Raw genomic sequence first — 22,464 nt, forward strand, 5'->3', positions numbered from 1 at the left:
GACACTATCAACAAAGTCACCTTTTACAAACTCCGCTTTTTTGCTTCCCATTACCATGAGAAGGACAAATAGCCAAAAAATACCATTTAAACTATTTCCCGCTTCATTCCATTATATTTACTCCAACCCACAACCATGATGCCAACTGCTACCCATATTTCCTTGCGTACCCGCTATACCCAAATACGCCAGCAATCCGAACAATTGTGCGCACCCCTGGCCACCGAAGACTACGTGGTGCAACCCATCACCGACGTGAGCCCGCCCAAGTGGCATTTGGGGCATACCACCTGGTTTTTTGAAAATTTTCTACTCGTACCCTATCTGAAAAATTACGAAGTCTTCAATTCAAAATATCCCTTTTTTTTCAACAGCTATTACGAAAGTCAGGGGCCGAGGGTGCACCGCAGCCACCGGGGGAACATGACCCGCCCTTCGGTAGAAGACATTTACCAGTTTCGGACACATGTAGATCGGCACCTGCTGGACTTGATTGAGCAAATTGAAAACAGCAGCGAAGCATGGGCCGACGAAGCCCGCTTCACTCTCGAAATTGGCCTGCAACACGAACAACAGCACCAGGAACTACTGGTGACCGACATCAAATACATTCTGGGCAACAATCCACTTTTCCCCGCTTACGATCCCAGTGATGTTGACCAAGGGCACTCTGCACGTCCGGCAGGGTGGATTGAAGTGGATGCGGGAATGTACCAGATTGGCCATGAAAGTGAGGGCTTCTGTTGGGATAATGAGCTCAGCGCCCATCAGGTCTACCTTCAGGATTATGCCATTCAGGATCGTTTGGTGACCAATGGCGAGTACCTGGAATTTATGCTTGCAGGTGGCTACGACAACTACGAATATTGGCTGGCCGAAGGCTGGGATTGGGTCAAAAGCCTGGAAAGCAAATCACCCCTGTACTGGTATGCGGTGGATGGCCAGGGTTGGCACCATTACACCATGCAAGGCTTCCGGCCGGTTGACCTCAACTTGCCCGTCACCCACATCAGTTATTTTGAAGCCGATGCCTTTGCACGCTGGAAGGGTTTGCGCCTGCCTACCGAGCAGGAATGGGAAGTGGCGTGTAGACTGACGGAGCCGCAAATCAAAGGCAATTTTTTGGAGCAGCAATCCTGGCACCCGCAGGGCGTTGGCGAAACCGAAGCCACCCAATTTTTAGGCGATGCCTGGGAGTGGACGGCGAGTGCCTATTTGCCTTACCCCAATTATCCGCGTTTTAAAGGCGCGTTAGGGGAATACAATGGCAAGTTTATGATCAACCAGATGGTGCTGCGCGGTGGGTCAGTGGCCACGCCCCAGTCACACATGCGCATCACTTACCGCAATTTTTTCCAAACCGACAAACGTTGGCAATTCACTGGAATCCGTTTGGCCCGCTAAGAGACTCTTTATTTTGCCCTACAACTAAAGCTTATTGAATGACATTGACTACTGAAACAAATACACAATTGTCTGCTTTTGCTCAGGACACCCTCAAGGGCTTGAGCAGCCAACCCAAATATTTGTTGTCCAAATACTTCTACGACGCGGCGGGGGATCGGCTTTTTCAAAACATCATGGAATTGCCGGAGTATTACCTGACCCGCTGCGAAGATGAAATCCTGCGCCAGTACGCCGGGGACCTGGCACAATATCTGGGGGAGGCACCTTTTGACCTCATCGAATTGGGGGCTGGAGATGGGCTCAAAACCCGCATCCTGCTGGAGCAATTTCAAAACCAAGCGCTGCAATTTCGTTACTTGCCAGTGGATATTTCTGCCAACATTTTGGCGCATTTGCAAGAAACGCTGAGTGCTTTGTGGCCCGATTTGCCCGTGGTCCCACTGGAGGGGGATTATTTCACTGCTTTGCACCAAATGCCTGTTGCTGAAACCAGACGGCGCAAACTAGTGTTGTTTTTAGGCTCGACCATTGGCAACATGACCCTGACGGACTCCCGGGCTTTTTTGCAGCGACTGCGCGCCGAGTTGTCTCCCGGCGATTTGCTGCTGGTTGGTTTTGACCTCAAAAAAGACCCGAGCATTATCCTGGCCGCCTACAACGATGCAGCCGGAGTGACCCGAGCTTTTAACCACAATCACCTCTTGCGCATCAATCGGGAACTGGGTGCAAATTTTGACCCACAAACTTTTTTGCATTGGCCCTTGTATCAACCTACTACGGGGCACACCAAAAGTTACCTCTTGAGCACGATTGCACAAAGGGTGTACATCAAAGACCTGGATATCAATATAGACTTTGCCGCCTGGGAAGCGATTGATATGGAGTTGTCCAAAAAATTTGATTTTGCCGAAATTGAATCCCTGGCTGCAGATGCTGAGTTGAAAGTATTGGCCCATTTTCAGGATCAAAAACAGTATTTTACCGACGTTTTATTTGTACTTAAATAATCATATTTGTACTTGAATAAACCAAGCAAACATGGCAAAAGAACCTTGTCAACATATGCCCCCACTCGACGAAATCAAAATGGCCAAAGCCCACGAATGCGCCGAGTGTGTCAAAGCGGGTGGGCATTGGGTACACCTACGTACCTGCCAAACCTGCGGCGAAACCCACTGCTGTGATTCTTCGCCCAATAAACACGCAACCAAACACTTCCATGCCAGTGGTCATCCCGTGGTCAGCTCTGCCGAGCCGGGGGAAAGCTGGTTGTGGTGTTACGAGGAGAATGTTTTTTACCCGTATTGAATGATAATTTAGTTTACCCTTTTCCCTGAATCAACTGAATTATTTGCTGTGAAAATCATCGATAAACACCCCGATTTATTGGCCACCCTGTCCAAGTTTGACATCTTCGACGGGGTAGCTCCTGAGGCCATCCAATGGTTAATCGACCACGCCGAGTACCGTCTATACCACGACGCTGAAACATTCCTAAAGTCTGAGGAACCCGCCGAGCACATGTTCCTCACCGTAAAGGGCACATACCTGCTGCGGTTCAGGCAGGGCAATGAGTTTCGGGACATCAATGAAAGCGGTAGCGGTAGCGTTACTGGTTTGTTGCCTTTTTCCCGCATGAAAAAATATACGGGTTACGGCATTGCGGTCAATGATTTGGAGATCCTGGCCTTGCACCGTGATTGTTTCGTGGAGATGGCCAGGGTGAGTTATGAACTGACCCAAAATCTGGTGGCAACCATGTCTTCCCGCATCAAAACCTTCACCGAGCAGCGTTTGCAGGAGGAAAAACTGATGTCGCTGGGCAAACTGTCGGCAGGTTTGGCGCACGAACTCAACAATCCCGCTGCTGCCTTGGTACGTAGTGCCGATGAGTTGTACCAACGCTTGCACCAATCTCCCGAACGCTTCAAGTCGATCATCACCATGCGGGTGACCCCCGAAGAAACCGACGCGCTGAACGAAATCCTCTTTGCCAAAGCCCGCCAGGGGCCCATCAAAGAGCTAAGCTTGCTGGAACGGGAAGATTGTAAGGATGAACTGCTGGACTGGTTTGAAGATCACGACGTAGACAATGCCGACGACATCGCCGAAACTTTCCTCGATTTTGGTCTACACCTCAGCGACGCCGAAGCCATGAAAGCCGCCCTCAATGGCAAGGAACTCAATGCCATGATGTGGTGGATTGAAAGTACCTTGAGCATGGAGCGGCTGGTACAGGAAATCCGGGAGTCGGCGGATCGGATCGGGAGTTTGGTGGGCTCCGTCAAAGTATACACCCACATGGACCAAAGCCAGGACTTGCAACCCAGCGACCTGCACGAAGGCATCCGCAGCTCAATGATCATGCTCAAGCACCAATTCAAGGAAAAAGGCATTCAGGTGATTAAAGATTTTGACCCGGAGATGCCGTTGGTCAAAGTGTTCCCCGGCCAAATCAACCAGGTTTGGACCAACCTGATCGACAATGCCATTGATGCCATTCCTGCTACCAACGGCGTGTTGAAAGTACGTACCTATACCAAGAACCACAAGGCGATAGTCGACATCATCGACAATGGTGCGGGTATTCCTGAAACGGTACTCAATAAAATCTTTGACCCCTTCTTCACCACCAAAGAAGTGGGCAAAGGCACCGGAATGGGGCTGGAAATCACCCGCCGCATCGTACTGAAACACCACGGCGAAATCAATGTAAAATCAAAACCAGGCGAAACGATTTTTACGGTTTGTCTACCTCTATAAAAGTTGAGAAGTTGAGGGGTTGAGAAGTTGAGGCTGCCGCAGCGATTTAGACAATGTCCTTGTCTAAGCCGCTGCGGCAGCCTCAACTTCTCAACTTCTCAACTTCTCAACCCAAACACTCAACTATGGCTTCCGATAAAAAACCCATCATTTTTTCCATCGACGATGATCCACAAGTGCTGCGCTCACTCAAGAATGATTTGCGCAACGCCTACAAAAATGAATACCGCATTCTGAGTACAGACTCCCCTCTGGAGGCATTGCAAAGTTTGCCCGATTTAAAAAAGCAGGGCGAAACGGTGGCGCTGTTTTTGTCTGACCAACGTATGCCCAATATGCTGGGCGTGGAGTTTCTGGAACAAGCCAAAACGTATTTTCCAGAAGCCAAACGAGTCTTGCTCACCGCCTATTCCGACACCGAAGCGGCCATTCGCGCCATCAACAATGTGGGGCTGGATCACTACCTGATCAAACCCTGGGACCCGCCCAGTGAAAAACTCTATCCGGTCATCGACAAACTCCTGGATCAATGGCAAAACAACTACATTCCTGAGTTTCACGGCATCCGATTGATTGGGTACCAATACGTTCCAAAGTCGCATGAAATCAAGGATTTTTTGGCCGGGAACCTCTTTCCTTACCAATGGCTGGACATTGCAAGTGATGAACGGGCCAAAGAATGGCTGGCCCTCCACAACCTGGAAACAAAGGACTTACCCCTGGTTTTATTGGAGGATGGTACCCCGCTGGTCAACCCCAGCATTCCTGAATTGGCCACAAAACTGGGTTTGGCTACCCAGGCTACCCAGGAAACTTACGACGTCACCATCATTGGCGCAGGCCCCGCTGGCTTAGCCGCGGCAGTATATGGTGGTTCGGAGGGCTTGAAGACCTTGCTGATTGAACGCCGTGCCCCCGGTGGACAAGCTGGAACAAGCTCCCGGATTGAAAACTACCTCGGTTTTCCCGATGGATTGAGTGGTTCCGATCTCACCCGGCGAGCCATCACCCAGGCCACCCGCCTCGGCGCAGAGTTTTTATCTTCAACGGGGGTGGACAAAATTGAGATTGAAGGCAATTACAAAAAACTGACCTTGCGCGACGGCAACCAGATCAACACCAAAAGTGTGATCATTGCTACTGGGGTGGATTACCGCAAATTGCCCGCCAAGGGCGCTGATCAATTCACCGGAGCGGGCGTGTATTACGGTGCAGCTACCACTGAGGCCAACGCCTGCCGCGATAAGCAGATTTATGTGGTCGGAGGCGGCAACTCTGCGGGGCAAGGTGCGGTGTATCTTTCCCAATTTGCCAACAAAGTCCACATTGTGATCCGCCGTGAAGACCTCACGGCTACCATGTCTTCCTACCTGATTGACCAAATCAAGGCCATTCCCAACATCGAAATTTTAGGCAAAACCGAGGTCATTGAGGCCCTGGGTCACGAATTTCTGGAGTGTATTGTACTGGAAAATGTGGAAACCAAAGAAACTCGCCAGGTCAAAGCAGACTCCTTGTTCATCTTCATCGGCACCCGCCCCGCTTCCGAGTGGCTTCCTTCCAATATCCTCATGGATGACAAAGGTTTCATCGAAACGGGCAAGGAGCTGAAACAATACCCTCAATTCAAATCGATCTGGAAACGCCAGCGCGAACCTTTCTTGTTGGAAACCTGCCAGCCCGGCATTTTTGCCGCCGGGGATGTGCGCGCCGGAGCGATGAATCGGGTGGCTTCAGCAGTAGGGGAAGGGGCTATGGCGATTAAGTTTGTGCACGAGTATTTGGCGGAGGTGTAGGTAATAAAAATTGCATTTCTAATCATTCTTATAACAAAGGCGCGAAGCGAAAAATATCGCTTCGCGCCCCCATTTCTAAGGTGCCCATTCAGTGCCTTCAGTTTCTTAGGTGGTGAAAAGAAAAAGACCTACGAAGCAGCCCATTCCCCCCACAACTCAGCCCCCCATACTTACAATTCAATGTCGATTTGCCACAGCTCAGCAGCTTTCGCTGTCTAAGCCAGTAAGTTAGCCTTAACTTTATGGCAGATTCACCCAAACATTGAATTGTAGTTGATCATGAAAACACCAAGGTCCCCACTCATCCGTGGAATTATCCGACTGTTCTTTTTCCCACTACTGTTATTGCCCCTGATCGTTGCGGGGCAGACTAACCCACTGGATGCCTACATTCAGGAGGCCATCCAAAACAGCCACGCCCTAAAAGAAAAGCAATTTGTGCTGGAGCGCAACTTACTGGCGCTGGAAGAAGCCAAGCGACTGTATTATCCCACTGTCAACTTAAACGGAACTTACACCCTTGCAGCGGGTGGCCGTCGACTGGAATTCCCGGTTGGAGATTTGCTGAACCCGGTTTATTCCACCCTCAATCAAATGACCAACAGCAACCAATTTCCCCAAATTGACAACGTCAACGAGTTGCTGGCCCCCAATAATTTTTACGACATCAAGGTGCGCACCCAGCAGCCCATCATCAATGCGGAAATCAAGATCAACCGCAGCATCAAAAATGCCCAGGTATCCCTTCAGGAGATCGACATGCAGGTGTACCGTCGCGAATTGGCCAAAAACGTAAAACTGGCCTACTACCAATACCTCCAGGCGCGAGAAGCGGCCCAGATTTACCAAAATGCAACCCAATTGCTTCAGGAAAGCAAACGGGTCAACGAAAGTCTGGTGCGCAACGACAAAGCCATCCCCAGCGTGATCACCCGTACCAATTCCGAGATTGCAGCCGTAGAAGCCCAGGCCGTAGAAGCCCGCAACCAACAGCGCAATGCTGCCGCCTACTTCAACCACCTGCTGGGCCGCAGCCTCGATCAACCCATTGCCATTGATACCATTCCAATAGTTCAGGGGGGCGACCGTATTTTAGTGAGCGAACAGGAAGGTCGCCCCTTTATTTTGGAAAACCGCGAAGAAATCGCCCAGTTGAACAAAGCTCAGGAGATCAACCAGTTGGTGGTAAATCTGGAAGAGACCTACCGCAAACCCAAGCTGGGTGCCCAACTCGACGTCGGCTCCCAAGCCTTCGGTCTGGACGTGGGCCCTTACGCGCTGCTGGGCATTTCCCTCGAAATCCCCCTCTGGACGGCCAATCGCAACAAGCTACAAGTGCAGCAAGCGGCCAGCAATGTCAGTGCAATGAACGAACAAATTGCGCAAGTCAAAGACCAGATTCAACTCCAAATCCGGGTTGCTCAAAATGCGGTACAAGCTGAGCAGGAAGTGCTGAAAAGTTATGACACCCAGCAAGACGCCGCCCGCCAGTACTACCGCGATACTTTCCGCCGCTACAAAGAAGGGGTGACCAGCTACATCGAGTTGCTCGATGCCCGTACCCAGGTCACTAACCTTGACGTTCGCCGTTCTATTGCCTACTATAATGTGCTGATGCGCAAAGCCGAACTGGAACGCGCCCTGGCTGCTTATCCTTTGAAATAATCTGGGATTTCGAGATTTCGTATTTCGGAGTCGCGTTGCCTCTTGGATGCAAAGCCATCCCGAAATCCGAAATCGCATATCCGAAACCCTATATCTCCAATTTTACAATTTATTGTCATGAAAATACAGTTTTTCCCATTACTTCTTTCCTTGTTGATTTTGGCAGCTTGTGGCAAAAAAGACCACAGCGCCGAGACCAACAAACCCGCACCCGACACTTCAATTCCCGTAAAAGTGGTAGCCGTCAGCAGCGAAGTCATCTCGGTACCCGTACAGGTTTCAGGGATTGTTTCTGCGTCCAATGAGGCACGACCTGCATTCAAAACCGGCGGTATCATTGCCCGCATTTTGGTGGAGGAAGGCGCTTTTGTCCGCCAGGGCCAATTGTTGGCTACCCTTAACCTCACCGAAATCAACGCCCAAGTGCAACAAGCCAACGAAGCTGTTGGCAAATCCAAACGCGACCTTACCCGCGCCAAAAACCTCTACGCCGATAGTGTAGCCACGCTCGAACAGGTACAAGACGCTACCACAGGCTTGAGCGTTGCAGAGCAAAACCTGCAAATTGCCCGCTACAACCAGAGCTATTCGGAAATCCGTTCGCCGATCAGCGGCAAAGTGGTCAAAAAACTAATGAATCAAGGTGAAGTGGTAGGGCCAGGCACACCCGTATTTTACATTCTGGGCTCGGCTCAGGCCGATTGGGTGGTCAAAAGTGGCCTGGTTGACCGGGATTGGGCCAGACTGAAGTTGGGCGACCGCGCCGAGGTTCGACTGGATGCTTACCCCAACCGCACTTTTGCCGCCAAAGTCAGCCAGCTAGCCGACGTTGGTAACCCACAAAGTGGCACTTTCGACGCTGAGTTTGCCTTTACTGGCACCATGCCACGCCTCGCCGTAGGCCTAATTGCCTCCTTGAATATTTACCCCAAAGAAGATGGCGCGCACCCCATTGTGCCCATCGATGCTTTGGTAGAAAGTAGTGGCACCAAAGCCTTCGTCTACGTGCTGCAAGGCGACAATACCGTCAAACGCACCGAAGTGAGCATCGGCCAGATTTTTGAGAACAAAGCCATCATCGCGGCTGGATTAACTGCGGGTAGCCAGGTGGTTACCTCGGGTGCGCCGTACCTGGAGGATGGGAGTAAAGTCAAAGTGATCCAATAACTGAAATAAAGTAGGATTTCAGGTTGAAACGACCAGCGGCGTTAGCCGCGAAACGTCGATAGATTGTGATCAAAGCTGGATTTTAAGGTGCGTAGCACCGAAACCCACACATTGTTCCGGTGCTACGCACCTCCAAAATCTCTCTTCGTTCCTTGTACTATTGACGTTTCGCGGCTAATGCCGCTGGTCGTTTTAGCCCAGATTTTGTGGTGTTAACCAAAATAGTCCATCAACAACGCCTTAAATCCACAACCTTCGAACCTTTCCAAGATGAAAATAGCCGAATTTTCCGTCAAAAATTACCAGTTCACCATCATCATTTTTGTGATGGTACTGTTGCTGGGGCTCAGTGCCCTGTTCAATATGCCAAGGGGTGAAGATCCTCCTTTTGGCGCCCCCATCTTCGTGGTGCTGGCTGTATACCCGGGGGCGAGCCCGGAAGACATCGAAGAACTGCTGGCGGACCCGATTGAAGATGCACTATCCGAATTGGAGGACATCAAAAAAATCAATACCGACTGCGACGATGGTTTGATGCGCCTGCAACTGGAATTCACTTACGGGGTTGACGTAGACGCCAAAAACAACGACGTCATCCGGGAAGTGAACCGCCTGCGCAGCAGCCTGCCCGATGATCTTTTGTTGCTGGACATTATCCGGGCCTCTTCTTCCGATGTGGCCATTTTACAAACCGCGATCACTTCGCCTACTGCACCTTTTGAATCCATGAAAGAGCAAGCGGAGGAGTTGAAAAAGCGTTTAGAAAAAATCCGCGACCTCAAGGAAATTGAAATCCAGGCCTACCCCGAACGGGAAGTAGAAGTGGAAGTCAATCTGGAAAAAATGGCCCAAAACCGTCTGGGTTTGAACCAGGTATTGGGTGCCATTCAGGCCAATAACGTCAACATTCCCGGGGGTAGCGTAGATGTAGGTTCTAAAAAATTCAACATTGAAACCACCAGCAGCCTCGAAAACCTGGACGATTTGCGCAGTGTCGTAGTGCAAAGCACCACCGAAGGGCGGGTTGTTTACCTGCGCGACATTGCCAATGTGCAATACGGCGAAGCCGACGAAGCACACATCGCCCGCTTCAACGGCACCCGCGCCATTTGGGTGATCACCAAGTTGAAAGACCGCAAAAACATCATCCAGGCTGACGAAAAAATCAAACCCGTCGTTGCTGAGTTTGCCAAAGAATTACCCGCCGACATGAAACTGGATACGGGTTTTGACCAGGCAGTGAATGTAGAGCACCGCTTGGGTGGCCTTGGACGTGACTTTGCCATTGCCGTATTTTTGGTGATGCTGACCCTGGTGCCACTAGGCTGGCGAGCTTCGCTGGTGGTAATGATTTCGATACCCTTGTCTTTGTCGATTGGTTTGGCGATGCTCAATTTTTTTGGGTATACCCTCAATCAGTTGAGTATCGTAGGCTTGGTGGTATCTCTCGGGTTGTTGGTGGACGACAGCATCGTAATTGTGGAAAACATCGAACGTTTTCTGCGCATGGGGTATAGCCGCAAGGACGCGGCGATTTTGGCCACCAAACAAATCGGCGTAGCCGTCATTGGTTGTACGGCCACCTTGATTCTGGCCTTTTTACCCTTGGCTTTTTTACCCGAAGGTTCTGGAGAATTCATCCGCAGTTTGCCCATGGCGGTGATGCTAACCGTGATTGCCTCCTTGTTTGTAGCCATCACCATCATTCCGTTTTTGTCCAGCATGTTGCTGCGCCAGCACGAGCAGTCAGAAGGTAATTTTTTCATGCGGGCCTTTAAACGCTATTTGAACGATCCTTACCGGGTGGTTTTGTTGTGGGGTTTCCGTCACCCATTTTTGACCCTCTTGTTTACGGGCTTGATTTTTATGGGGAGTTTGATGTTGGTGCCCAGCATTGGCTTCAGTTTGTTCCCTGCCTCGGAAAAACCGATGTTCAACGTGGATATTGAAGCACCATTGGGTACCAGTTTGAAAGAAACGGATCGAATTACCCGCAAAGTGGAAGCGGAATTGTGGCGGCACTCGCGGGTACGCACCGTAAGCACGAACGTGGGCAAGGGCAACCCTCGGGTGTATTACAACGAGTTCCAGCGCAACCAGGCCCCCAACTACGCCCAACTATTCGTGCAGGTAGAGTCCGAAATGCAAGTGCCCGACATTGTGGCCTTGACGGATAGTTTACGCCTGGCCTTTGATCAATTTCCCGGAGCCAAAATCCAGGTGCGCCGCTTTCAGCAAGGTGCCCCAGTAGCCGCCCCGATCGAAATGCGGATTTTGGGGGACAACCTGGACACCCTGCGCAAACTGGCTTTTGTGGTGGAAAAAATGGTCAAAAGTACCGAAGGTACCGTCTATGTGACCAACCCACTGCAAACCCAAAAGACCGACCTCAAAGTCATCATCAATCGGGAAAAATCGGGTCTATTGGGCATTCCCGTAGCCGAGGTAGCCCGTACCATCCGCATGGGCATCGCGGGCTTGGATGTGAGTGAATTCCGAACCAACGAAGGGGAAGAATATTCGATTAAGGTATCGGTAGCACGCACCGAACAGGAGGCGCTGGAGGTGTTTTCCCGCATTTACATCACTTCCTTGAGCGGCGCCTTGATCCCCTTGAACCAGATTGCGAAACTGGAACTAGGTGCTTCGCCCTCCCAGTTGCGGCACTTCAACAAGGAGCGCTATGTGGGCATTACCAGTTTTGTCAAAACGGGCTACAATACCGCTCAACTGACCGACGAAATCCTGGCGAAACTGGCCGAATATCCCTTCCCGAAAGGCTACACTTATGCGGCTGGGGGAGAAAGGGAAAGTGCTGCGGAGTCCTTTGGGGGCATCGAAACCATCATCATCATTTCCATCTTTGGTTTATTGGGGATTTTGGTGCTCGAATTCCGGACTTTCAAAAGTACCATCATTGTATTGTCGGTGATTCCTTTGGGTATCATTGGCGCCCTGACCATGCTTTGGTTGATTGGCGAAACCTTGTCCTTTGTAGCAACCATCGGGATGATTGCGCTGGTCGGGATTGAGATCAAAAACTCGATCCTGCTGGTAGACTACACCAACCAATTGCGCGAACAGGGCATGCCCCTGGAGCAGGCCATTACCGAAGGTGCAGAAACGCGCTTTTTGCCCATCCTGCTGACGACCATCACCGCAATTGGGGGCTTGATTCCACTGGTGTTGGAAAACTCGCCACTGATTTCGCCACTGGCCTGGGTCTTGATTGGAGGCTTGATTAGTTCAACCTTGTTGAGCCGGATTGTGACGCCGCTATTGTACAAGTTGTTGCCGCCAAAGGTGGAGGTGAAGAAGGTAGTTGAGGATATTGATGAGGCAGATTTGGAATTGGCGCATTGATAAGTAACAGGATGAATCATTCTGATCTTTTGTGAAACATAAAGCGATATAATTGGTTATCACAAAGGGAAAAAGAGGACACCAAGGACACAAAGCGAAGCGTCGTCAACGTCTAACTTTGTGTCTTTTGTGTCCTCTTTTTCCCTTTGTGCTTAAAATCGTGTTGCTTTGGTCGTGTTTCAAGCCATTCAGTGCAAATGGTTTTGAGCCAATCACCATCCTTTCCACAAAGCTGCGTTTAGCACCCTGTTGAATACCATTGTGAAGGACAAAATATTTCATCATGATCACCTGCTTGCTCAATCTGATCTCATTGCTGTTTGTAATGGATCAACCTGCTTTTAGCCAAAGTCTGGATACTAGTACAATTACCGTGAACATTACCAATGTCCGGAACAAAGAAGGTACGATCCGATTGTGCGTTTTTAAAGATCAAGCCAGCTTTAGCACTGAACAAGCATCCAAAATTATGCACCTGGATAAACATGAGCTTTCGGGTGGAAAAATGACCACCAGCGTGGAATTGCCGAGTGGCACTTACGGCATCGCAGTGCTGGACGATGAAAACAGCAATGACAAAATGGACTATGGACTGATGATGCCCAAAGAGGGGTTTGGCTTTTCAAATTTTTACCTGACCGGGCTGAGTAGACCTAAATTTGAACAATTTAAGTTTGGGGTGAGTGATGCCAATTTTTCAGTAGTGATTAAAATGAAGTATATGTAGGAGGTGGCTGGCTTGAGTCTGAAGCCAGACTTAATTGTATGGCTGTCCTCACTTTTTTTACTCAAAAAAGTAAGCTTTGGGGTTCCAATTTTGGTAACTGGATTTGATGCTATCCGGGCGAAGGGACTTTAAACTGGTTTTACAATCCACCTCGCCAACAGTAGCGTTTGGAAAATCCCTAAAAAAAATCTACTTTTGAATGAATAAGATACCATGTGATGACTCAAACTTTGATTGAACAATACATCGAAATCAACCCTAAAGTGATGATGGGCAAACCAGTGATCAAAGATACCCGTATGACGGTGGAGTTGATTCTGGAAAAATTGGCCAATGGTGAGTCTATTGAAATGATTCTCGAAGAGCATCCCCGCTTAATTAAAGATCATATTTATGCAGCCTTGGCTTTTGCCGTTTCTTCACTTAAAGGCGAGCTGTTGATTCCTACAGCGGCATGAGGGTTGTAGCAAAAGCCGAAAATATTGTAGCCACTATGTTTATGGCATTCCGCGTACTATTGATAAAAACAAGAACTGGTACGCGCAAAGTCGCTTCAATCTGAAATTAACCAGAAATTTGTAATGTCCATTTTTAAACACATGGACTAAAAATTATGAAATTCATAGCTGATGAAGGGGTGGATAGAAGTTTGGTCATTTTGCTTCGACAAAATGATTGGGATGTGTTTTATGTAGCAGAATCAGCAAGCAGCCTTGAGGATGAGTTTGTCTTAGAACTGGCCAACTCGGAAAAACGAATTTTGATTACCAGAGATAAAGATTTCGGAGAACTGGTTTATCGACTTCAAAAAGTACATTCGGGCATTATTTTAGTACGCATGGAGGAGTTGCCATCAAAGTCTCGCTTCCAAAAAGTCTTTGATTTCATTTCACATCATCTGGATAAATTGGAAGGATATTTTGCGGTGATTCAGCCTGGGAATGTACGGTTAAGGAAGTTGGTGGAATGAGTGTTGATGACTTTGTTATTTTATTGTTGTAATCGAGAGAAGCAGAAAATCATGCAATCAAAACAACTAGAAGTCGAGTTTGATTATTTTATGAATTCTATCCAATTCACACGAGTTTCTCGAGATGTTGGTGAGTCTCCAAATTTCAAGAATGCAGACTATGTAAATGTAGACATACAGACAGTCGTAGAACTTAAAGTAATTGAGAAAGATTATTTTGAAAATGGGGGCATTATTGATTCTTTGCACTCTTTTCTTCCCAAACCTATTGAGGTTAATGAAGAAGGAATAGGGTTGTATGAATTAAGGTTACCAGAGAAAAACCGGGAAGGAAAGCATGATAATTTTGAAGAACCGCTAAGAAGAGTATTGAAAAATGCTAATAGGCAATTACGCGATACGAGACAATACTATTTTGGTAAAAACTATTCAAATGGTTATGTCATCATTGTAATCTCGAAAACTAGTCTAATAGATACGTTTACAACGGCTAGAGTAGTTAAAAAGTTATTAGATCTTGAATTTAGCTCCATAGATGGTGCAATTATTTGTATTCCAAGCTACTCGTCCGAGATAGAACCAGAATGCGTTTCTGTAACCAATAGAAGCAAACCTGAAACCGAAATGCTTTGTATGTCGATCGCTGAAGAGTGGGTTCAATTCTCTAAAAGCAGAAAGTAATTTAATAATATACCGGTTAATCACTTCTAGTTGGAGATTGGACAAGGTGGAGATGGCAAATTTTTCATACCCATATTACGCAAGACGCTGACGCGCCCGAGCTTTAGCCATTCGCATCAGGTGCTCAATGACCATGAAATAATCCAGTTCACGCGCTTCATCAGGAGTCAAAGCCCCTTCTCGTTTTTTGTCCAATAAATCTTCAGCCCGTGACTGTAATGCAACGGAAGGTTTGAAGGCCACAATATCTTCCGGGCGAGGAAAAGAAGTCAAAAAATCGATCACTTCATCAAAAAAACGAGTAATCACCATAAACGACTATTTTTCTACAAAAAAAAAGAATTAAAGGAAAGATGCAATAACAGCAAAAAATCAATGGCTATCCTCATTTCTCATTTTCCCAATCAAATCATTCACTTCTAGTACCACCCAAGCCCTACCTCACCACCCTTCCCTTCCATTCATAACCCTTCCGTACATTAGCCCAAAGCCCAACAACCGCGATGTACAAAACATGCAAAACCTGGGCCTGCCAAAACACCCGCAACAAATCCTTCCTTTGAAAAAAAGTACTCGCCGTACTCAGCAACAAATAATCCGCTGCAATTTTTGCCGCCAATAAAATCAATAAGCAGTACCCCAATCCAGGCACAAAAGGCGACAACAAGGCCGCCCCAATAATGGCCCAGCACAACCCAAAAACCAGGCCCAATACCGCCGTAATCCGCCATTCCTGGTACGCCGCGTTTTTGGTACCCCAACGCACCCGTTGCTGAAAAAAAGACCGCCAATCCGGCATTGCCGTAGTGTACACCGTAGCCTCCAGTGATTTTAAAAACCGGACCTGTCCCGGGTAGTGTTGCTCAATCTTATGCATCAAAAACAGGTCGTCGCCCGAAGCCAGCTGGTCCACCCCACTGAAGCCGCCTACTGCGCCAAATGCAGCTCGGGTGTAAGCCAGATTGGCCCCGTTGCCCATGCGCATCAAACCCGACTGTAAACCCGCCCCGGTGAGCAGCATCATGCCTAGGAAGTCGAGCGATTGAAAACGTTCAAGGAGGCTTTTTTCTTGGTGGAAATTGACTGGCCCGGCAATCATTTGGACCTGTTCCTGCTCAAAAAAAGCCACCATCCGGCCCAGCCACTCCGGCCCCATCTGGCAGTCAGCGTCGGTGCAGAGGATCAACTCTCCCTGGCTTTGCCGGATGCCGGTTTGAATGCCATGTTTTTTAAAAGCATGCCCCTGGATCGGGTAATCAGCCAGGTCAATCAAACGGATGCGGGAATCTGCAATGGATTGGACAATGGAAGCCGTATCATCTTCGGAATGATCGTTTACAACCACGATCTCCATGAGCTGGGCGGGGTAATTTTGGCGTAAAATGGCTTGCAAGCAAGCCCCGATATTCGTGGCTTCGTTGCGCGCAGGAATGATGATGGAAACGGGAGTGGAAGGAAAAGGCTGCGGATTAGCGTCCGCTTGAGGGATTTTTGACCAATGGTACAAAAAATACAAAATTAGGAGAAAATAGGCCGTACCTAATACAAGTGTGCTGATCAATAGGTAAAACATCGGCCTATTTCCTCCCTGGTTTAAGGGCCCTTAATTATGAACGGGCACCTATTTGGCACTAAGGAACGAGAATAAAATAATTTGCCAATTTAGCTCCGCTCTTTTGAGCTTATTCTTCCTATCTTTTTCGTTAAATAGGTTTGCTATTCGCCTCAAAAGATAGTTGACTAAACTCAAAATAGCTTTGCTAAATTTGGCAACTTATTTTCCTCTCGTTCCTAACGCACCAAATCATCGTCGTTAATGGATCTTTTTTCCTTGCGAAAGCTCGGTGGAAAATCTGTTTCCAGTTCTTCATACTCCACCAGGTCACCGTCGCGACGGCGTTCGTATTCTGCTTTGGCTTTTTTTACCTGTTTTTTCAATAAGGCCCGGGCCAAAAAGTAACCACTCAGGACCGGAAAACCAATCACTGAAAGTATCCCGATGATCACCCCGGCGATGGCATCGCGGCGGAACGTATTGCGAACCCATTTTAGGTAATCGGTCACTACGGTATAGTCAATGATCAAAGCTGCAATCAACATGATCGGCGACAAAAAGGCCAAGATGCGGAAAACAAAGCGGGCCAGCATAAACAGCCCCACCATAAAAATAACGATAACTGCGACACCAATGATGGCATTCCATGGGTTGTCGCTTTTGTTGCTTTGGCTCATGGTTCAAAATTTTCAAGCAATTTACGACAAATAGGGATGTATTGCCGCTTTTTTGGACAATCCAAGAAAGAAGCTCTACCAATGCTTGAATAATCCATGTGGAGCATTAAAACAGGCTCATCTGTTCGGGCAACAAGCGAAAGGACCGGCGGTGATGGGGGGTAGGCCCATGGTGCCGCAGCGCTTCGCGATGTGCTTTGGTAGGGTAGCCCTTGTTGGCGATCCAGCCGTATTGCGGGTGGTCGTCGGCGAGGTTGGCCATGTAATCGTCGCGGTAAGTTTTAGCCAATATTGATGCCGCAGCAATCGACATGTAAATGCCATCACCTTTAATGACACACTGGTGTTTGATGCTTTTATAAGGAGTAAAGCGGTTGCCATCTACTAAAATGAGTTCCGGCTGTAGGTCTAGTTTATCCAGCGCCCGATGCATGGCCAAAAAGGAAGCATTGAGGATGTTGACTTCGTCAATTTCGACGGGATCTACCTGAGCTACCGCCCAGCTGAGGGCAGCTGCCTTGATGATGCAACGCAATTCGGTGCGCTGCTGCTCTGAGAGCTGTTTGGAATCGTTCAAAAGGGGATGCCTGAATGACTTGGGCAAAACAACTGCCGCTGCGAACACCGGCCCGGCCAAACATCCACGGCCAGCTTCATCACAGCCAGCTTCGCATAAATCCGGGTCGAAAAAAGGTTCAAGCATTATTGATCGTTTTGGTGCTAATAGGAAACGTAAATCAGACTATATAACCATAAAAATAAAATAAAATTTTCAATGAAATGTAAAATCCTGGTCATGCACAGTCCCAATTGTATAAAACCCGATCAAAACGCAGGGCTTGTAAATCTTCCTGGCGGATAAAAAAATTGGCAATGCCCATATCTCCCCACATGGTATCGATATCGCTGTCTGAATCCATTTGAAACAACAACTGCATCGGAACAGCGGGGTCGCGAGGGTCGTATTGGGTAAAAAAGGCATAGCCGCCTAGTTTATGACCGCTGGATTTGGAACCCAGCTCATAAAAAAAGTCCATAATCTCTTCCTGTTCCTCACCAAAACTGGCTAAAAATGCTTCTGAATAAACCTGGTCAAACTGGTAATCGGGCGGCCCCAGCCATTCTTCCTCCAGGCTAAAATTCAGCGCAAAGGAAGCATTTGGTGGAAGTGGCGTATCCTGATCAAAATCGGCCAAAAAAGCAAAGTCACTTTCCAGCAATGCACTATCCTCTACGACCTCGGCATGGTATACCACCCGGAAGCTATCCTGAACTTGTGGCTGGTCAAAATCCAGACCGTACATCCCATCGGCGGCAATGAAGAATTGAAGCATTCCTTTGGTCGGAAAACCCTCCAAGGCCGGAATTTCCGCAAAATTGAACTGTGCCAGAAAAAACAATAATTCACCCTGCGCACTTTTGGGGTAGTCCATGGTTTTAGGCCAATAGGGCTTGCCACCTATTTTGCTTTGCCACAAATAGATGGGTGCTTGTGCACTCGGCTTAATGCGTATCGTGTGGTTCAAGGTAGCTTCCACTTTTTCCTGAAATTTCTCCAGGATACTGGGCAACTGCAACGGCATAATTCAACTTATTTTTGTTCGGGGTAAAGATAAAAAGTCGCTCCGAAAAGCGAAGCGGCGTCAAAAATTTTAAACATGCTCTTACCATCCCAATGAACCAAAGAAAAGGTTTTGAGTTAGAGCTTGCTTAATCCTGTGTTTATGACGAAACAGTTTCGCATTCTGGTTTTGGTGCTCTTTGCAGTGTTGTCGCTGCTGAGCGTCCGTGCTGCATTCAATATTCGTTTTTCTTTCGACTTCGAGCAGTTTTTCCCGGTGGGGGATCCCGACCTGGAAGCTTTCAAGGCTTTTGTCAAAGATTTTGAAACCGACGATAACTTTTTGCTCATTGCAGTACATCGTTCTGAAGGCGTTTTTGAGCAGCAATTTTTGGAAAAATTTCATCAACTCACCCTCGATTGCCGCGACCTACCCCACGTGGTACAAGCTCAATCCTTGACCAAGATTGGCTACCCCATCAAAACGCCCTTTGCCATCACCACTGTCCCGGCTATTCACATCGACCAACCGGAATTATATGCCCAGGATCGGGCCCGTTTACTCCAGGACGAACGTTTTGTGCGCAACCTCATCTCGGAGGACGGCAATACCCTGGTCATTTTCATCAAGACAATCGAATCGATCGAGCTATCTGACGCCAAAGAACTGATGGCAGCAGTAGAAAAAACAGTAAAAAAGTACCAGTTTGAGGATTATCACTACCTGGGTCGGCCCTATTTTCAACAGGAAATGGTGCGTTTGCAACAGCGCGAGATTATTGTGGCCACCCTCGTTTCAGCCATTTTGGTGAGTATAGTGATGTACCTGGTCTTCCGGCGGATTTGGGGCACGGTAGTTGCAGTGGTTTCACTGGCCTTAGGGCTTTTGCTCTTCATTGGCTTTTTGGGAGGTTTCGTGCGCGAGCTCAATACCCTTTCGGCATTGTACCCAGTGCTGGTATTGATCATTGGCACCTCGGACATTGTTCACATCCTGTCCAAGTACAACGACGAACTGCATAAAGGGAATGAGCGCAATACGGCCATGTGGAATACCATCCGCGACGTGGGTTTGGCTACCTTTATGACCGCCCTGACCACAGCGATTGGCTTTGCGTCGCTGGTCAGCAATCGGGTCATGCCCATCAAAGACTTTGGTATCAATGCGGCAGTAGGGGTCATGATTGCCTACTTCACAGTCATCCTCTTCACTACCGTAATGCTGACCTGGTTCCGCGCCGACCAGATTGCCCAACCCCAGAAAGAGCACGCCTTTTGGGAGCGCCTGCTGCAATGGATTGTCGATTTTACCGCCAAGTACCCCCGTCAGATTGTACTGACGACCTTGGGGCTGGTTTTGGTCAGTCTCCTGGGCATTTCCCGCATCACCACCAATTACGACATCATCAGTAACCTGCCCCGCAATAGCAAAATCACCAGCGATTTTTTATTTTTTGAAAAAAACCTGGCCGGTTTTCGTCCCATGGAATTTGCCGTGTACGCCCAGGGCGATTACCGCGTGACGGACTTTGAAGTATTGCGTGAAATGGAAAAAATTGAAAAAAAGCTACACCAGGCCGATTTTGTGCAAGCCATTTTTTCCAGTACTGCCATTTACAAAAGCATCCACCAGATGACCCACAATAACCGCCAGGATGCCTATCGTTTGCCCGAAGACCCGGGTGAGTTTGCCCAATACCAACGCATGGCCAAGCGCCTGCCCCAGCTCAACGCTCAAGTACTGGTTAGCCGCGATGAGCGCAAAGCCCGCATTACCTCCCGGGTTAGTGACATTGGTGCAGACAACATCAAGGCCTATGGGCAACAACTGGATGCCTGGATGGCCAAAAACATCGACCCCAAAATTGTCAAAGTGCAACGAACGGGTACTGGTCTGGTGATGGATAAAAATGCCGCCTACGTGCGGCGCAATTTATTGCTGGGCCTGGGTTCCTCGGTCGGTTTGATCAGCATCATTATTGCCTTGGTGCTGCGGAGTTGGCGCATGATGGTGATCTTTTTGGTGCCCAATTTGGTTCCGCTGCTTGTGGCGGGTGCCCTGTTGGGCTACTGGGGTGTAGAACTGGATGCGGGTATCTCCATCGTTTTTTCAGTCGTTTTTGGCATTGCGGTGGACGATACCATCCATTTTTTGGCCAAACTCAAACTGGAGCGCAACCGGGGCCGCAGCGTTGAAGAAGCCCTGCGTACCACCCTGTTGGAAACCGGAAAAGCACTTATTCTCACCACCGTTTTTCTCTTTTTTGGTTTTTTAGTGCTGCTATTTTCACAACACCCCACCAGTGTGATCATCGGGGTGCTGACGAGCATCACCTTGTTCGCTGGAATGCTTACAGAACTTATGCTGGCACCCGTATTGGTACGTTGGCTTTTGAAAAAAAATTGACGCTTTTCCTTGAAAATGAGCCCGAATTTTGCATCCTTTTTCTGTCATTTACGTATGAAGGGGAGTGCAGGTGCGTACAACTTTGAAAAAGTTTACTACCTTTACATTACAACCATAACCAAAAATCATGGGAAATGGGGGTTCTTGCTCGGTATTTTTATCCAATAACTAGCCTGCAAAAAACACCCAAAACTCATTAATAACCTTAGCAAATGGAATCGTCATGTCAAAAATTTTTGCTGGCGATGCTAACACTCTTTCTGTGTTGTAGCCTCGTAACCCAAGCAAAAACAGTAACAAACGAGACCGAACTGGACGAAGCGGAAATTACCCGCAGACTCCACGCGATGGAAAACAGGGTAGTGAAACCGCGATACGATCCGGTTGTAATGAGCTACCTTCGAACTTATCTCGTTAAAGGCCGTGAAGGCACAGAGCAAATGCTCGGACGTCGGTTTATTTATTTCCCCCTCTTTGAAGACGTCCTCTTTCAGAATGACCTCCCTGAAGAACTAAAAGCACTATCCATTGTAGAGTCTGCTTTGCACAACCGGGCTGTTTCCCGGGTGGGCGCAATGGGACTGTGGCAATTTATGGCTCCAACCGGGCGCAGCCTGGGCCTACAAGTGGATGCTAACATCGACGAACGTCGGGATACCCGCCGTTCGACTGAAGCTGCTGCCACTTACCTCAAAAAACTGTACAAAGAGTTTTCGGACTGGGAATTGGCAATTGCTGCCTATAATTCGGGGAGTGGTCGGGTGATTCGTGCCCTCAAGCGGGGGCGTGGCACCAACTATTGGGCCATCCGTGGTGATTTGCCCAAGGAAACCGCCAACTATGTACCAGCTTTTATTGCAGCCAGCTATTTGTTGGAGCACTTCGACAAACACGGGCTGACTCCAAAGTTCCCAGCGGAGGAACTGTTGCTGACTACCTCTATTCTGGTGCATCAGGATTTGAGTTTTGAAGAAGTTGCAAAACTAACCGGGGTGAGTATCGAAACCATCGAGTTTCTCAATCCGGCTTTCAACCGCAAGTCCATCCCCGCCAGTGCCCGTGGGTACTATCTGACCATGCCTTCCAAGGTCATGGAAAAAGTACGGGTTTATTTGGAAAGCAATCGCCCGGATGGTGCAGTTAAACCAGAGTTGATCAGCAGCATGAACGCGCCTAAAGTGCGCGACGTGTCCGCAGCAAGTGCCCTCGTAGAAGAAAGCCACGAAGTGAGCACTGGCGAAACCCTGGAAGCATTGGCCAAAATGTACGGCTGTACCGTAGACAAGATCAAAGAGTGGAACAAACTGGATTCCACTGCGATCGCTCCTGGCCAGTTCCTCAAAATTTTCCGCGCCAAGAATTGGAAATTGCGCGTTGAGCGAATGGAAACCTTCAGCCTGATTCCGATGCTGCAATTGGGTTTGTTGGAGCCAGCAGCAAAAATAGCCGCTCCCTCGGCCAAAGACCTGGCACCTGAGCAAGAATCGTTTCAGTATTACGTAACAACGCGGCCAGAAAGTATTTTTGAAATTGCCGATCGTTTTCCGGGTACCAATTTGCAGGATATCCTCAAAATAAACGAACTCAACTCCAATCGCATCATTCGTGCCGGGACTCGACTAAAAATCCGCAAACTTTAGCTTTTTTTAGCCCAATAAAGTGACTTACTCAAAAGGCAGCCGTCTTTTGAGTAAGTTTTTTTATTTTACTTACTACAAAAATCAA

Annotated in this window: 19 protein-coding genes; 14 read left to right on the forward strand and 5 right to left on the reverse strand. The window is 48.4% G+C overall.

Annotated features, from left to right (window positions below):
- The first annotated feature begins 135 nt into the window (after positions 1–135).
- The 12 genes from egtB (at position 136) to ACO08K_RS14675 (ending at position 14,539) form a co-directional block, all read left to right on the forward strand.
- Complete coding sequence (egtB, locus tag ACO08K_RS14620) at positions 136–1,404, forward strand: ergothioneine biosynthesis protein EgtB (protein WP_421797146.1); 1,269 nt, start codon at positions 136–138, stop codon at positions 1,402–1,404.
- A 38-nt stretch (positions 1,405–1,442) separates the two neighbouring features.
- Positions 1,443–2,414 carry an L-histidine N(alpha)-methyltransferase gene (gene egtD / locus ACO08K_RS14625; RefSeq protein ID WP_421797147.1) on the forward strand — a complete coding sequence of 324 codons (972 nt, stop codon included), beginning with the start codon at positions 1,443–1,445 and terminating at the stop codon, positions 2,412–2,414.
- 31 nt (positions 2,415–2,445) lie between these two features.
- Positions 2,446–2,715 carry a UBP-type zinc finger domain-containing protein gene (locus ACO08K_RS14630; protein WP_421797148.1) on the forward strand — a complete coding sequence of 90 codons (270 nt, stop codon included), beginning with the start codon at positions 2,446–2,448 and terminating at the stop codon, positions 2,713–2,715.
- A 48-nt stretch (positions 2,716–2,763) separates the two neighbouring features.
- On the forward strand, positions 2,764–4,170 hold the full coding sequence (locus tag ACO08K_RS14635; protein ID WP_421797149.1) for an ATP-binding protein: 1,407 nt from the start codon (positions 2,764–2,766) through the stop codon (positions 4,168–4,170).
- Between the two features lie 125 nt (positions 4,171–4,295).
- Positions 4,296–5,966 carry an FAD-dependent oxidoreductase gene (locus tag ACO08K_RS14640; protein WP_421797150.1) on the forward strand — a complete coding sequence of 557 codons (1,671 nt, stop codon included), beginning with the start codon at positions 4,296–4,298 and terminating at the stop codon, positions 5,964–5,966.
- A gap of 279 nt (positions 5,967–6,245) precedes the next feature.
- The gene (locus ACO08K_RS14645) at positions 6,246–7,631 is read left to right on the forward strand and encodes a TolC family protein (protein WP_421797151.1); all 1,386 of its coding nucleotides are present in this window, start codon (positions 6,246–6,248) and stop codon (positions 7,629–7,631) included.
- Between the two features lie 117 nt (positions 7,632–7,748).
- The gene (locus ACO08K_RS14650; RefSeq protein WP_421797152.1) at positions 7,749–8,798 is read left to right on the forward strand and encodes an efflux RND transporter periplasmic adaptor subunit; all 1,050 of its coding nucleotides are present in this window, start codon (positions 7,749–7,751) and stop codon (positions 8,796–8,798) included.
- A 270-nt stretch (positions 8,799–9,068) separates the two neighbouring features.
- On the forward strand, positions 9,069–12,161 hold the full coding sequence (locus ACO08K_RS14655) for an efflux RND transporter permease subunit (protein WP_421797153.1): 3,093 nt from the start codon (positions 9,069–9,071) through the stop codon (positions 12,159–12,161).
- Between the two features lie 283 nt (positions 12,162–12,444).
- Complete coding sequence (locus ACO08K_RS14660) at positions 12,445–12,888, forward strand: DUF2141 domain-containing protein (protein ID WP_421797154.1); 444 nt, start codon at positions 12,445–12,447, stop codon at positions 12,886–12,888.
- Between the two features lie 218 nt (positions 12,889–13,106).
- The gene (locus ACO08K_RS14665) at positions 13,107–13,346 is read left to right on the forward strand and encodes a DUF433 domain-containing protein (protein ID WP_421797155.1); all 240 of its coding nucleotides are present in this window, start codon (positions 13,107–13,109) and stop codon (positions 13,344–13,346) included.
- A 155-nt stretch (positions 13,347–13,501) separates the two neighbouring features.
- A complete protein-coding gene (locus tag ACO08K_RS14670) occupies positions 13,502–13,858 on the forward strand; it encodes a DUF5615 family PIN-like protein (RefSeq protein ID WP_421797156.1) in 357 nt (118 codons plus the stop codon).
- A gap of 51 nt (positions 13,859–13,909) precedes the next feature.
- A complete protein-coding gene (locus ACO08K_RS14675) occupies positions 13,910–14,539 on the forward strand; it encodes a hypothetical protein (RefSeq protein WP_421797157.1) in 630 nt (209 codons plus the stop codon).
- Between the two features lie 75 nt (positions 14,540–14,614).
- On the opposite strand, the gene ACO08K_RS14680 is transcribed toward ACO08K_RS14675, so the two are convergent.
- The 5 genes from ACO08K_RS14680 to ACO08K_RS14700 form a co-directional block, all read right to left on the reverse strand.
- Positions 14,615–14,851, reverse strand: a complete 237-nt coding sequence (locus tag ACO08K_RS14680) for a hypothetical protein (RefSeq protein WP_421797158.1) — start codon at positions 14,849–14,851, stop codon at positions 14,615–14,617.
- A gap of 124 nt (positions 14,852–14,975) precedes the next feature.
- Entirely contained in the window at positions 14,976–16,046 is a 1,071-nt protein-coding gene (locus ACO08K_RS14685) for a glycosyltransferase (RefSeq protein WP_421797159.1), read from the reverse strand.
- Positions 16,047–16,330: 284 nt separating this feature from the next.
- Positions 16,331–16,771 (reverse strand): hypothetical protein, encoded by a 441-nt coding sequence (locus ACO08K_RS14690; RefSeq protein WP_421797160.1) that lies wholly within the window; start codon positions 16,769–16,771, stop codon positions 16,331–16,333.
- Positions 16,772–16,877: 106 nt separating this feature from the next.
- Entirely contained in the window at positions 16,878–17,474 is a 597-nt protein-coding gene (locus tag ACO08K_RS14695) for a ribonuclease HII (protein ID WP_421797161.1), read from the reverse strand.
- Positions 17,475–17,565: 91 nt separating this feature from the next.
- Entirely contained in the window at positions 17,566–18,354 is a 789-nt protein-coding gene (locus tag ACO08K_RS14700; protein ID WP_421797162.1) for a YwqG family protein, read from the reverse strand.
- 141 nt (positions 18,355–18,495) lie between these two features.
- Between ACO08K_RS14700 and ACO08K_RS14705 the strand changes: the two genes are divergently transcribed.
- Positions 18,496–20,739 (forward strand): efflux RND transporter permease subunit, encoded by a 2,244-nt coding sequence (locus ACO08K_RS14705; RefSeq protein ID WP_421797163.1) that lies wholly within the window; start codon positions 18,496–18,498, stop codon positions 20,737–20,739.
- A gap of 245 nt (positions 20,740–20,984) precedes the next feature.
- Complete coding sequence (locus ACO08K_RS14710) at positions 20,985–22,379, forward strand: transglycosylase SLT domain-containing protein (RefSeq protein WP_421797164.1); 1,395 nt, start codon at positions 20,985–20,987, stop codon at positions 22,377–22,379.
- The last annotated feature ends 85 nt before the right edge of the window (positions 22,380–22,464 follow it).

Origin of the sequence: Haliscomenobacter sp. (assembly GCF_965225875.1) — a bacterium.
GTDB lineage: Bacteria > Bacteroidota > Bacteroidia > Chitinophagales > Saprospiraceae > Haliscomenobacter.